Here is a 12,772-nt window from a genome sequence, read left to right as displayed (position 1 = left end):
AAATTCTGGAAGGATGATTCCAAATCCTAGGGGATTATCCAGCCAAGCGCGAGTGCGTAACGTTGGCCACTCATCTCCGCCCCCGGAGACCTGCATTGAAGGAGAACGCCGTGAGTGGCCTGCCGATGACATCCCAACCTTCCACAGCACCTGCGGTCGCGCCGCGCGGCAAGATCATCATGATGGCGGTGATCGCCGGCGCGGTGATCACCAATATTTACTGCACCCAGCCGATCCTTCCACTGATTGCTTCGGACATGGGCGTGGACGTGACCACCGTGGATCTGGTGGCCGGTTCCGCCCTGCTGGGTTTTGCTACCGGGCTGGCGTTGCTGCTGCCGATGGGCGACCGTTTTGACCGCCGCAAGCTGGTGCTGGGGCAGATCGCCCTGGCGTTCTGTTTCGCCCTGGCGGCGGCGTTTTCACCGGGCATCTGGGCGCTGATCGCGGCGTCTTTTGGCTTGGGCATTGTGAGCTGTGTGCCGCAGCAACTGGTGCCGTTCGCGGCCGTGATGTCGCAGCCCCACGAACGCGGGCGCAATGTGGGCACGGTGGTCAGCGGGATCATGGTCGGCATCCTGCTCGGGCGCACGATCGCCGGCGTGGTCGGTGAGGCTTATGGCTGGCGGGCGGTGTACGCGATGGAAGCGGCCTTCATGATTCCGGTGTGGATCGGCGCCGCCAAGTTGCTGCCACAGGGCGTGCCGAGCACCCACCTGTCCTACCCTCGCCTGCTGGCCTCGCTGTGGCCGCTGATGCGCGACAACAGCCCGATCCGCCAGTCGATGATGGTGCAGGCGTTGTTGTGGGCTTGCTTCAATGCATTCTGGGTGAACCTGGCGGCGTTGCTGGCCCATGGGCCGTGGCAGCTGGGCAGCGCGTGGGCCGGTGGTTTCGGGATTATCGGTGCGGCGGGCGCGCTGGCGGCATCCCTCGGTGGACGGGCGTCTGACCGGCTGGGCTCACGCAAGGTGATTGGGGCGAGTATCGGGATTGTGACCTTGGCGTTCCTGCTGCTGGCAGGCGCGCAAACTTCGATTATCTGGCTGGTGCTCGGGGTGATCGTGCTGGATATCGGCGTGCAGTCGGGGTTGGTGTCGAATCAGACGCGGGCTTTTGCAGTGGACCCGAAAGCCCAGGGCCGCATCAATAGTTTGTACATGACGGCGACGTTTTTTGGCGGTGCGGTGGGGGCCACGGTCAGCGGCTGGTTGATGACGCGGTTGGGCTGGATGGGGATTGTGGAGTTTGGGGTGATGCTGGGGGTGATTGCGGGGGTGATCCACTGGATCAGTGGCGCAGGCCAGGCCGAATATCAAAAACAATAGAAATCCTGTGGGAGCCGGGCTTGCCCGCGATGGCGGTGTGTCAGCAACCACTTCATAACCTGATACACCGCTATCGCAGGCAAGCCAGCTCCCACAGTTGATTGCATTTCATGCTCATGAAAAAGGCGACCCGAAGGTCGCCTTTTCTTATTGCGCGTATTGCTTGCTCAACCCCGGCGGCACGCCATGGATGTCGGTCTCTTCCCAAGGCCCGTTCGGGCTGATGGACCGGCTCCAGCCGTTGCTCCAGCGGTAGTACGTGCGCTGCCGATAGAACGTATCCGGCTGCTCGTCCAGCACATACACCTGCATCTTCCCGTCCCAGTGGCTGGCAGCACCTGGCGGCGGTGCAAAGGTTGGCGAAGAGCTCGGCACCGGCTTCGACGGTTTGATCACCGGGCCGGAAGGCTGGGTGCTCGGCTGGGTCGACGGCCCGGTGGGCGGGATGGTCGGCCCGGTAGGCGACGGTGGCCGATGGACCGCACAAGCACTCAGCCCCAAGACCAGGCTGAGCAGGGTGATACGTGCGATGGCGGTCATGGGCATTTCCTCGAATTATTTATCCGGACTGTCGATGGTCAGCTGCTGCAGCGCAGTGGTGCTGCTGGCCAAGGGTTGGCTGCGGCCGATCCACTCGCCAGTTGTGGGAACACCTGCCCGGGATATGCGCGCAACCAGTTGGACTTCGGGAAAGTTGGACAGTTTCAACTGCGGCATCATCGCGTCGGCATCGCCCAGTTCGACGGTGATCGGCAGGTCGGCCACGGTCACGCGCTTGGCGGCCAGCGGCGCCGGCGGGCCTTTGACGGCGCGGGCGAAGATGAACACGCTGTCGGTCGGCAAGGCCTTGGCCTTCACGTCCGCCGCCAAATCCACGCGTACTTGCATCTGCTTTTGTGCCTTCACGGGCGCCACGGTACCGCCGCTCTCTTTGAGCTTCTCGGCAGCCCGATCAATGCCGCCTTGCAGCGCGGCGCGGGAGTTGTCTTCCGGCGGCAGTTGCGCCAGCAGGCGGTTCCAGTAGTCGATCGCTTCCTGGTACCGCTGGCCTTCAAAGGCGGCGATGCCCAGCAGGCCGAGGCTGGTGACTTCTTTCGGGTCGAGTTTCAGGGCTTCGTCGGTCAAGGCCTGGACCTTGGGCGACCACTGTTTGTTGTCGGCAAAGTACTGGGCCTGGGCCCATTGGCCGAGCAGCTCGGGCTGGCGACCGGCCAGGGCCACGGTGCGCTCGAAAACTTTAGCCGCATCGGCCGAGCGGTTCTGGGCCATGTAGGCACGGCCGAGGAAGTACAAGCCTTCCGGCGAATCCGGTTGGGCTGCGGCGGCGCGCTCCAGACGGCGGGTCATGTCTTCCATGGACACCGGCGGCTGGGAGAATTCCCGGGTCAGTTCGACCTTGTCGCTGGCGCCATAATGCAGGTACAGCGCCACGCCCAATACCGGCACCAGAAACGCCGCCAGAAACGGCAGCGGTTTGCCGAGGCGCGATTCCCGGGGCTGTTCCACCCCTTCGGTGTCCGCCAGCAGCTCACGGGCCGCTTCAGCGCGACCGCTGTCCAGTTGCGCCGTATTCAGCACGCCTTCGTCTTGCTGGGTTTGCAGTTCCGCCACACGTTCTTGATACAGCGCCACGTTCAGCGCAGTGCGATCCTCTTCACGCTGGGCACGGCGGCCGCGTAACACCGGGATCAACAGGAAACTCAGAGCAATCAGAAGCAGCAGACCGGCTGCGAGCCAGAAATCAATCATCAGTTTTTTTGTCCAGCAGTTGGTCGAGGCGTTGACGCTCATCGACGGAAAGCGAGTCCGAGCCATCGGCCGGGGCGACACGACGGCGGCGCACAATCACCGCCATCACCACCACGCCGGCGAGCAACAGCCCGGCGGGGCCGAACCACAGCAGCGCTGTCTTGCCGGTGAGCGCCGGCTTGTAGCGCACGAAGTCACCGTAGCGGTCGACCATGAAGTCGATGATCTGCTGATTGTCCTTGCCCTCGCCGAGCATGCGGAAAATCTCTTTGCGCAGGTCGGCGGCGATCGGCGCATTGGAGTCGGCGATGTCCTGGTTCTGGCACTTGGGGCAGCGCAGTTCCTTGGTCAGTTCGCGAAAACGCTCGCGGTCACCGTCCTTGGCAAATTCGTAGGTGTCGATGGCGGCGTGGGCCACGCCGACCATGCTCAAGCCCAATACCGCGGCGGCTAACCAACGCTTCATGGCTTGGCCTCATCCACCAGCGCCTGGTACTTGGCAGCCAGTTGCTCGCGCCACACCACTTCGTCGATCACGCCCACGTACTTGTCGCGGATCACGCCCTTGGCGTCGATGAAGAAGGTTTCCGGGGCGCCATATACGCCGAGGTTCAGGCCGAGGTTGCCGTCTTCGTCGCGGATATCCAACTGGTACGGGTTGTGAAATTCGGCCAGCCACTTCAAGGCGGCCGCGTTGTCGTCCTTGTAGTTGATGCCGTAGATCACCACGCCGTTCTCGGCCAGCTTGTTCAGCACCGGGTGCTCGACGCGGCAGGAAATGCACCAGGTGCCCCACACGTTGACCAGTGCCGGTTTGCCCAGCAAATCAGCCTGGGTCAGGGTTTTGTCGCCCTGTACGGTCGGCAGCGAGAACGCCGGGAACGGCTTGCCGATCATCGCCGAGGGCAGCTCGGCCGGGTCCAGGTAGAGCCCGCGATACAGAAACACCGCCACCACCAGGAACGCCGCCAGCGGTAACACCATCAACCAACGCTTCATACCGCCGCTCCTTGCAGGCCGAGGGCTTCACGCACCTGGCTCTTGACCTTGACCCGGTAACGCCGGTCCGTCGCTGCCAGCAAACCACCGAAGCCAGTCAGCAGCCCGCCGAACCAGATCCAGCGCACAAACGGTTTGACGTGCACCCGCACGGCCCAGGCGCCATCGCCCAGGGGTTCACCCAGCGCCACGTAGAGGTCGCGGGTGAAACCGGCGTCGATCCCGGCTTCGGTCATCATCGAGCTTTGCACGGTGTACAGGCGTTTTTCCGGGTGCAACAGCGCTACTTCCTTGCCATTGCGCACCACACGTACTGTGCCTTTGTCGGAGGTGAAGTTCGGGCCCTCGAAGTGCTTGGCGCCTTCGAAAATGAAGTGGTAACCGGCCAGGTCCATGGACTCGCCCGGCGCCAGGCGCAGGTCACGCTCGGCGCTGTTCTGGCTGGACAACACCACGCCCAGGGCACACACGGCGATGCCGATATGCGCGACCTGCATGCCCCAGTAGCTGCGGGTCATGGTCGGCAGGCCTTTGATCAGGCCTTTGTGGCGGGTCTTGTCGATCAGGTCGCGCACGCCGGCCAGCAATACCCAGGCGGCGAGCATGAAGGTGGCGAGCACGGCCCAGTTGAAGTCGCCGTAGGCAATGCCGGCGATCACGGCCAGCGCGGCGCTGCCCAGCAGCACCGGCGCGAGCATGCCCACCAGCCATTTCACCGGGGTGTCTTTCCAGCGCACCAGTACGCCCACCGCCATCACCACCATCAGCAACGCCATCAACGGGATGAACAGTGCATTGAAGTACGGCGGGCCAACGGACAGTTTCGCGCCGCTCAGGGCATCCAGGGCCAGCGGGTACAAGGTGCCGAGCAGGATCATCGAGGCCGCCACCACCAGCACCAGGTTGTTACCCAGCAGCAGGGTTTCCCGGGACCAGAGGTTGAAGCCCACGTGGCTCTTGACCACGGGCGCGCGCAGGGCGAACAGGGTAAGCGAGCCGCCGACCACAAACAGCAGGAAGATCAGGATGAACACGCCGCGCTCCGGGTCGGAGGCAAACGCGTGCACCGAGGTCAGCACGCCGGAGCGCACCAGGAACGTCCCCAGCAGGCTCAGGGAAAACGCCGCGATGGCCAGCAACACGGTCCAGCTCTTGAACACGCCACGTTTTTCAGTGACCGCCAGCGAGTGAATCAGCGCCGTGCCCACCAGCCAGGGCATGAACGAGGCGTTTTCCACCGGGTCCCAGAACCACCAGCCGCCCCAGCCGAGTTCGTAGTAGGCCCACCACGAGCCCAGGGTGATGCCGATGCCGAGGAACGCCCAGGCGACGATGGTCCAGGGCCGCGACCAGCGCGCCCAGGCCGCATCAAGGCGACCGCCGAGCAACGCGGCGATGGCGAACGCGAAGGCCACCGAGAACCCCACGTAACCCATGTAGAGCATCGGCGGGTGCACGATCAGGCCGATGTCTTGCAGCAGCGGGTTGAGGTCGTGCCCGTCGACCGGGATCTGCGGCAGGATGCGGGTGAACGGGTTGGAGGTCATGATCAGAAACAGCAGGAAGCCAATGCTGATCATGCCCATCACCGCCAGCACACGGGCCAGCATCACTTGCGGCAACTGGCGGGAGAAGATTGACACGGCAAAGGTCCAGCCGCCGAGGATCAACGCCCACAGCAGCAACGACCCTTCGTGGGCACCCCACACGGCGCTGAACTTGTAGTACCAGGGCAAGGCGCTGTTGGAGTTGTTGGCCACATAGGCGACGGAAAAGTCGTCGGTCATGAAGGCGTAGGTCAGGCAACCGAAGGCGAACACCAAAAAGGCGAACTGGCCCCAGGCAGCCGGCTGGGCCAGGCTCATCCACAGGCGGTCACCGCGCCAGGCGCCCAGCAACGGGACCACGGCCTGGACGATGGCGAAGCACAGGGCGAGGATCATCGCCAACTGGCCAAGCTCCGGAATAAACAATGCGGACGTCATGACTTAGCCCTCCTTGGCGGGGGTCGGGGCGGATTGGCCGCTGTCTTTGAGGGCCTTGGTGACTTCCGGCGGCATGTATTTTTCATCGTGCTTGGCCAGCACTTCATCGGCCACGACCACGCCGTCGGCGTTGAGCTTGCCGAGGGCGACGATGCCCTGCCCTTCGCGGAACAGGTCTGGGAGGATGCCGCGGTAGGTGATGGTCACGGATTTGTTGAAGTCGGTGACGATGAATTTCACGTCGAGGGAATCCCCGGAACGTTGCAGCGAGCCCTTCTCGACCATGCCACCGGCGCGGATGCGCGTGTCCAGCGGCGCTTCGCCGTTGGCGATCTGGGTCGGGGTGTAGAACAGGTTGATGTTCTCCCGCAGGGCGCTCAGGGCCAGGGTCACGGCAATGCCGACACCGGCCATGATGGCCAGGATGATCAACAGACGCTTTCTACGCAGCGGATTCACTTTTCGGTCTCCCGGCGCAAACGACGCGCCTCTTGTTGCAGGTAACGCTTGCGGGCCAGGATCGGCGCGGCGACGTTGAGGGCCAGCACCGCCAGGCAGATGCCATAGGCCGTCCAGACGTACAGGGCGTGATGGCCCATGGCGAGAAAATCACTGAAAGAGTTGAAGCTCATCCACGGGCTCCCAGGCTGTTTTGCACTTCGGCCTTGACCCAACTGGTGCGGGCTTCACGCTTGAGCACTTCAAGGCGCATGCGCAGCAGCAACACCGCGCCGAAGAAGCAGTAGAACCCCAGCACCATCAGCAGCAGCGGCGCCCACATTTCCACGGGCATGGCCGGCTTTTCGGTGAGGGTGAAGGTGGCGCCCTGGTGCAGGGTGCTCCACCACTCCACCGAGTATTTGATGATCGGGATGTTGATCACGCCGACAATCGCCAGCACCGCGCAGGCCTTGGCGGCGCTGTCACGGTTGCTGATGGCGTTGCCCAGGGCGATCAGGCCGAAGTACAGGAACAGCAGGATCAGCATCGACGTGAGTCGCGCGTCCCAGACCCACCACGAACCCCAGGTCGGCTTGCCCCAGATCGCGCCGGTGACCAGCGCCACGGCGGTCATCCAGGCGCCGATGGGCGCGGCGCATTGCAGGGCCACGTCCGCCAGTTTCATCTTCCACACCAGGCCAACGACGCCGCACACCGCCAGCATCACGTAGCAGGACTGGGCCAGCATCGCGGCGGGAACGTGGATATAAATGATGCGAAAGCTGTTGCCTTGCTGATAGTCCGGCGGCGCGAAGGCCAGGCCCCAGACCAGGCCGATGCCGATCAGCAATACCGCGGCGATGCTCAACCACGGCAGCAGTTTGCCACTGATGCCGTAAAACCATTTGGGCGAGCCGAGCTTGTGAAACCAGGTCCAGTTCATGCTGTTTCCATCACGGTTGCTTCTCGTCATTGCGAGGAGCCAAGGGTCTTTACTGATTAAGGTTATAACGCTTAACCAGACCTCATTATTCGCCGACGCTGATCTTCAGGCCAGCCGCTATAGCAAAGGGTGTCAGGGTTACCGCCAGGGCGGCCAGGCTGCCAAGCCACAGGAGGTAACCGGTCGCCGGCATGCCCTGGAGTGCGGCTTGTAACGCGCCGCTGCCCAGGATCAACACCGGGATATACAAAGGCAAAATCAGCAGGGCCAGCAACAGGCCGCCGCGTTTCAAACCGACTGTCAGCGCCGCACCTACCGCCCCCAACAAACTGAGCACCGGCGTCCCCAGCAATAATGACAGGAGCAACACCGGCAGGCACTCGGTGGGCAACCCCAGCATCATCGCCAGCAGCGGCGCGAGGAACACCAGCGCCAGGCCGGAAAACGCCCAGTGTGCCAGTACCTTGGCCAGAACCAGAAGAGGCAGAGGGTGCGACGAAAGGACCCACTGTTCAAGGGAACCGTCTTCAAAATCACTGCGAAACAGCCCGTCCAGCGAGAGCAGGACCGATAAAAGCGCCGCCACCCAGACCAGTCCCGGAGACAAGGTTTGCAACAGTTTAGTCTCGGGGCCGACCGCCAACGGGAACAGCGCGATCACAATCGCGAAGAATACCAGCGGGTTGGCCAGTTCGGCCGGGCGGCGACAGAGTAACCGCGCTTCGCGGGCCACCAACAGGGCAAATACACTCATACCGACCACCGGCCCAGATCAAGATCGCGGTAACCGGCGGGCATGCGCGCCAACGTGTGGTGGGTGGTCAGGAGCACCATCCCGCCCTGCTCGCAATGGGTGGCCAGGTGTTCTTCAAGCTGGGCCACGCCTTGTTTGTCGAGGGCGGTGAAGGGTTCGTCGAGAATCCACAGCGGCGGCCCGTCCAGGTACAAACGGGCCAGGGCCACGCGGCGCTGCTGGCCGGCGGACAGGGTGTGGCAGGGAACGTCTTCGAAACCCTTGAGGCCAACCGCGGCCAGAGCCTGCCAGATGGCCTCGCGGCTTGCGGGATGATGCAGGGCACTGAGCCAACTGAGGTTTTCTTCGGCGGTGAGCACGTCCTTGATCCCGGCGGCGTGGCCGATCCAGATCAGGTTGCGGGCCAGTTCCGTGCGCTGCGCGTGCAACGGTTTGCCGTTGAGCCGCACTTCGCCCGCCGTCGGCTGCATCAGCCCGGCCAGCAGACGCAACAGGCTGGTCTTGCCGCTGCCGTTGGGGCCGCTGACCTGCACCATATCGCCGCCCGCCAGACGCAGTTCGAGGTGTTCGAACAGCATCCGCAGGTCACGTTCACAAGCGAGCGCTACGGCTTCTAGAAGAGGGCTGGTCAAAAGATCGCGGGCCTTTACGGTTCAAGTCGGCGGTGGAACGGCCGTTAAAGAGATGCACATTAACTGCTTTGGCGACCGGTTTTAGAGAGCTGGATCAAATAGTTGTGATGTTTATACCGCTCTCTTTGAAGACGGGCGGCATTATACATGCGATGCCCTACTCTAAAGAGGGCAATTTCCCTTGAGACGGCGCACACGATGACCGGTGAGATCAATCTACCTACGCTTCCTCCGACGCTACCGGTGGGGCCCGCGCCCGCGCCCGCGACGGGTGAGTTGCTGAAACTGCTGGAGCCGCAGACCGGCCTGATTGACCCCGGAAAAACCGTGAACGCCGAGGTACTGGCGCTGAAACAAGGCGGCGATGCCTTTCAATTACTGCTCAAGCTGACCCTGGACAGCGGCCGGCAAACCCTGGTGCAGGCCAGCAGCAGCCAACCGCTGCCGCTGGGCACCCAGGTGGAAGTCAGCCAGACGCCTTCGGGCAATTTGTCCATCAGTTTGCAGCAGGCCCTGAGTTCCAGCGTCGCCGCACTGACGCGCATCGACACCACCCAATTGCCCGTGGGCACGCTGCTGCAAGGCAAGGTGCTGACCACCCAGGCGCTGCCACAGGGGGCCAACCAGCCGGTGGTGTACCGCTCGCTGGTGTCGGTGCTCAATAACGTCCTCAGCGGCGCAACCCTGACGGTCGAAAGCCCGCAGCCATTGCGCATCGGCAGCTTGCTCAGCGCCGTGGTGCAAAGTGCCCAGACCTTGAGCTTTGTGCCGCTGAGCGGCCGCCAGGACCAACTGGCCGTGGCTCAGCAGCTCTCCACCCAGCAAAGCCGCCAGGGTTCGCTGGACGTGGTGTTCACCGCGCTGCAGAGCTTACCGGCAACCAACAGCAGCAACAGCAGCACCTCGTCAGACTTGTTTGCCGCGGCCGAGCGTTTACTGGCGGGCCTGCCCGATCTGGCCCAGGCCAGTAATCCCAAGGTGCTGGCCCAACTGGTACAGAACAGCGGGACATTCCTCGAAGCCAAGCTGCTCGCCGGGCAAAACCCGCAAATACCGCCGTTGGACATGAAAGGCGCCCTATTGCGCTTCGTTGCTGACCTGCTGCCTGCTCTTCCCGCCAGCACCAACCTCAATGCGATCCTGGCGGCCAATACCCTGGCGCAGTTGCTGCCCAGCTTCGTGCGCAGCCCGTTGGGCACCCTCGGCCAGGTCGGCGCCCGCCAAGCCCCTGCTGGCTTTCCGCTGCCCGATCGGCTGATGCAACGCCTGGAAGGTGAGAGCGACCTGGAAAACCTGCTGCGCCTGGCCGCCGGCGCTATTTCCCGCCTGCAAAGCCATCAGCTGTCCAGCCTGGAACAAACCGGCACCACCGCCGACGGCAAGCTCTTGACCACCTGGCAGCTGGAAATCCCCATGCGCACCTTGCAGGACATCGTGCCGTTGCAGGTCAAGTTTCAGCGGGAAGAGCCGGCCCCCGACAAGGAGCAGCCGGAACGTAAGGACAGCAAAGACCCCAAGCAAATGCTCTGGCGCGTGGAGATGGCCCTCGACATGGAGCCCCTGGGCCCGTTGCAGGTCCAAGCCCAATTGAGCCAGGGCAAACTGTCGAGTCAGCTGTGGGCCACCCGCCCGTTCACCGCCAGCCTGATCGAAAGCCACTTGGGCAGCCTGCGGGAACGCCTGGTGTCGTCGGGGCTCAACGTCGGCGACCTGGACTGCCACCTCGGCACCCCGCCACGGGGCCCGAAAACCGGGCTGGAACAACGCTGGGTGGACGAAACCGCATGAAAAACCCCAACCCGCCGCGCCAGGCCATTGCCCTCAAATACGACGGCCAGCAAGCCCCGACCCTGACCGCCAAGGGCGACGACGCCCTGGCCGAAGCCATCCTGAAACTGGCCCGGGAAAATGAAGTACCGATTTACGAAAATGCCGAGCTGGTCAAATTACTGGCGCGCATGGAATTGGGCGACAGCATCCCCGAGGAGCTGTACCGCACCATCGCCGAGATCATCGCGTTTGCCTGGACGTTGAAGGGCAAGTTCCCGGTGGGATACGACCCGGATGCGGGGCCGTTGGAGCGGGATGTGACGGAAAGAGGCGACGATTATTAATGTGGGAGCGGGCTTGCTCGCGAATGCAGCGTATCAGTCAATACATCTGTGACTGATCCAGCGCTTTCGCGAGCAAGCCCGCTCCCACACTTGATTTGCCCACATTAAGCCGTAACAACTGGGAATTAATCTGTCGCGACCCCTTAATCCCGGAGCACGGCAGTTGAAACGGACTTCAATCCTGGTAGCACTGAGTCTCTGTGTGTTTTCCCTGACGGCAACGGCCAGCAACGAGGCCCATGAATACCTTGCGGCCTGTCGCGAAGCCAGGGAAATGTCGCCGGATGCGCCACCTTCCTACGCGTCAGCCTATTGCCTTGGCATCACCACCGGCGTACTGAGAACACTGGAATACCTGGACGAATTCACCCCCAGAAACCGCCGCCTTTGCCTGCCGGAAAGCTTGGAGCCAGGGCGTTTGGTCGATAGGGTTCTGGCGTACAGCAAGAAATACCCTGCGGCAGAGCGAGGCGGCACGGCCCGGCTGGTCAGGGGTGCAATTACCGAACATTATCCTTGCCCAAAGAAAGGCACCAACTCGCTATAGCGGGAAGCCGCAGCCGCTGATGTATAGCAATTATATCTTTCATGGTATAAATTATCTCGAACCCGATAGTTCAGGATAACGTCATGAGCCCGACCCGCCCGATCCTCAGTCGAAAGCTACTCGCCGAAGCCCTCGCCCGTGATTTGGCGGGCGAGTCATTTGCCGATTACAGCTCCGGCATGTTCCTCGCGGCCCCTCGCCGTACCGGCAAGAGCACGTTCCTGCGCAACGACCTCATCCCCGAATGCAAGGCTCGCGGCTGGCTGCCGGTTTATGTGGACCTGTGGATGAACCGCGAAATCGACCCCGCCGCGCTGATTTCCGGCGCCATCGGCAAAGCCCTGGGCGAATTCGAAAGCGCCGTGAGCAAAGCGGCCAAGAAAGCCGGTATCGACAAGATCAGCTTGCTGCGCACCCTGAGTTGGGATTTCACCAAGCCTCAACTGCCCGCCGGCACGACGCTCAGCCACGCCCTGGACGTGCTGCACCAGGTCTCGGGGCAGATGATCGTGCTGATCGTGGACGAAGCCCAGCATGCCCTCAACAGCGAAAATGGCGTAAACGCAATGTTTGCCCTCAAGGCGGCACGGGATCATCTCAACGGCGGCACCACCGCAGACGGCCTGCGCCTGGTGTTCACCGGGTCCAGCCGGGACAAACTGGCCAACCTGGTACTCAAGAGCAAACAACCCTTCTTCGGTGCCCACATCACGCCGTTCCCCCTGCTGAGCCGGGATTACGTCGAGTTCGTGACGGACCTGTGGAACCAGCGCCTGGCGGCGAGCAACCAGTTCAACCTTGAGGACATGGACTACGCGTTCCAGCTCGTCGGCCGACGCCCGGAAATGCTCAACACACTATTGACCGAAGTGAGCGTGGGCCTGGGCGAGGCCAGCAACCTTGGCGAATTGCTGAGAACAGGGGCCCTCAATCACCAGGCCGGGATCTGGAGCGACTACGAGAGCGCCTACAACGACCTGTCCCCTTTGCAACAAGCAGTCCTGGAAGTGATGGGCGAACGAACCCTGGGCAAGCAAGCGTTCTCCCCGTTTGCGGAAAAAACCTTCCAGGATGTGAACAGCAAATTGGAGTTGGCCCAGGCGGAACCGAACGCCAGCACGCCCAACGTGCAGAAAGCACTGGAAGTGCTGCGGGAAAAGGAATTGGTCTGGAAAGCCAACCGTGGCGAATACGCCCTGGAGGACTCGACCATGGCCGAATGGCTGAGCAACCGGCATCAGCTATAAGCTGCAGGCAAACCCGCTTGCAGCTCGTAACCT

General features: G+C 62.7%; 15 protein-coding genes. 5 read left to right on the top strand and 10 right to left on the bottom strand.

What is annotated here, in order from left to right:
* The first annotated feature begins 125 nt into the window (after positions 1-125).
* Positions 126-1,328, top strand: a complete 1,203-nt coding sequence (locus HX855_RS22660) for an MFS transporter (RefSeq protein ID WP_177087672.1) — start codon at positions 126-128, stop codon at positions 1,326-1,328.
* Between the two features lie 147 nt (positions 1,329-1,475).
* Here HX855_RS22660 and HX855_RS22655 read toward each other — a convergent pair whose 3' ends face one another.
* The 10 genes from HX855_RS22655 to ccmA form a co-directional block, all read right to left on the bottom strand.
* Complete coding sequence (locus tag HX855_RS22655; protein WP_177087613.1) at positions 1,476-1,868, bottom strand: hypothetical protein; 393 nt, start codon at positions 1,866-1,868, stop codon at positions 1,476-1,478.
* Between the two features lie 15 nt (positions 1,869-1,883).
* A complete protein-coding gene (gene ccmI, locus HX855_RS22650) occupies positions 1,884-3,077 on the bottom strand; it encodes a c-type cytochrome biogenesis protein CcmI (protein ID WP_177087615.1) in 1,194 nt (397 codons plus the stop codon).
* On the bottom strand, positions 3,070-3,543 hold the full coding sequence (locus tag HX855_RS22645; RefSeq protein ID WP_010166149.1) for a cytochrome c-type biogenesis protein: 474 nt from the start codon (positions 3,541-3,543) through the stop codon (positions 3,070-3,072). The genes ccmI and HX855_RS22645 overlap by 8 nt, the downstream gene beginning before the upstream one ends.
* The gene (locus HX855_RS22640; protein ID WP_177087617.1) at positions 3,540-4,076 is read right to left on the bottom strand and encodes a DsbE family thiol:disulfide interchange protein; all 537 of its coding nucleotides are present in this window, start codon (positions 4,074-4,076) and stop codon (positions 3,540-3,542) included. The genes HX855_RS22645 and HX855_RS22640 overlap by 4 nt, the downstream gene beginning before the upstream one ends.
* Positions 4,073-6,061, bottom strand: coding sequence for a heme lyase CcmF/NrfE family subunit (locus HX855_RS22635; RefSeq protein ID WP_177087619.1), 1,989 nt, complete (start codon positions 6,059-6,061; stop codon positions 4,073-4,075). Before HX855_RS22635 ends, HX855_RS22640 begins: the two co-directional genes overlap by 4 nt.
* A gap of 3 nt (positions 6,062-6,064) precedes the next feature.
* Complete coding sequence (ccmE, locus tag HX855_RS22630; protein ID WP_008434786.1) at positions 6,065-6,520, bottom strand: cytochrome c maturation protein CcmE; 456 nt, start codon at positions 6,518-6,520, stop codon at positions 6,065-6,067.
* Positions 6,517-6,693 carry a heme exporter protein CcmD gene (gene ccmD / locus HX855_RS22625; RefSeq protein WP_008434788.1) on the bottom strand — a complete coding sequence of 59 codons (177 nt, stop codon included), beginning with the start codon at positions 6,691-6,693 and terminating at the stop codon, positions 6,517-6,519. The genes ccmE and ccmD overlap by 4 nt, the downstream gene beginning before the upstream one ends.
* A complete protein-coding gene (locus tag HX855_RS22620; protein ID WP_177087621.1) occupies positions 6,690-7,445 on the bottom strand; it encodes a heme ABC transporter permease in 756 nt (251 codons plus the stop codon). The genes ccmD and HX855_RS22620 overlap by 4 nt, the downstream gene beginning before the upstream one ends.
* A gap of 85 nt (positions 7,446-7,530) precedes the next feature.
* A complete protein-coding gene (ccmB, locus tag HX855_RS22615; protein ID WP_177087623.1) occupies positions 7,531-8,199 on the bottom strand; it encodes a heme exporter protein CcmB in 669 nt (222 codons plus the stop codon).
* Entirely contained in the window at positions 8,196-8,831 is a 636-nt protein-coding gene (gene ccmA, locus HX855_RS22610; protein ID WP_177087625.1) for a cytochrome c biogenesis heme-transporting ATPase CcmA, read from the bottom strand. Before ccmA ends, ccmB begins: the two co-directional genes overlap by 4 nt.
* 198 nt (positions 8,832-9,029) lie before the next feature.
* Between ccmA and HX855_RS22605 the strand changes: the two genes are divergently transcribed.
* The 4 genes from HX855_RS22605 to HX855_RS22590 all read left to right on the top strand — a co-directional run bounded on the left by HX855_RS22605 (position 9,030) and on the right by HX855_RS22590 (position 12,739).
* The gene (locus HX855_RS22605; RefSeq protein ID WP_177087628.1) at positions 9,030-10,619 is read left to right on the top strand and encodes a flagellar hook-length control protein FliK; all 1,590 of its coding nucleotides are present in this window, start codon (positions 9,030-9,032) and stop codon (positions 10,617-10,619) included.
* The gene (locus HX855_RS22600; RefSeq protein WP_177087630.1) at positions 10,616-10,945 is read left to right on the top strand and encodes an EscU/YscU/HrcU family type III secretion system export apparatus switch protein; all 330 of its coding nucleotides are present in this window, start codon (positions 10,616-10,618) and stop codon (positions 10,943-10,945) included. Before HX855_RS22605 ends, HX855_RS22600 begins: the two co-directional genes overlap by 4 nt.
* Positions 10,946-11,147: 202 nt before the next feature.
* Positions 11,148-11,492 carry a Rap1a/Tai family immunity protein gene (locus tag HX855_RS22595; protein ID WP_177087633.1) on the top strand — a complete coding sequence of 115 codons (345 nt, stop codon included), beginning with the start codon at positions 11,148-11,150 and terminating at the stop codon, positions 11,490-11,492.
* Between the two features lie 83 nt (positions 11,493-11,575).
* Positions 11,576-12,739 carry a hypothetical protein gene (locus HX855_RS22590; protein ID WP_177087635.1) on the top strand — a complete coding sequence of 388 codons (1,164 nt, stop codon included), beginning with the start codon at positions 11,576-11,578 and terminating at the stop codon, positions 12,737-12,739.
* Positions 12,740-12,772 lie beyond the last annotated feature (33 nt).

Origin of the sequence: Pseudomonas sp. IPO3778, assembly GCF_013386825.1 — a bacterium.
GTDB lineage: Bacteria > Pseudomonadota > Gammaproteobacteria > Pseudomonadales > Pseudomonadaceae > Aquipseudomonas.
This window is presented reverse-complemented; position numbering and strand designations above follow the sequence as displayed.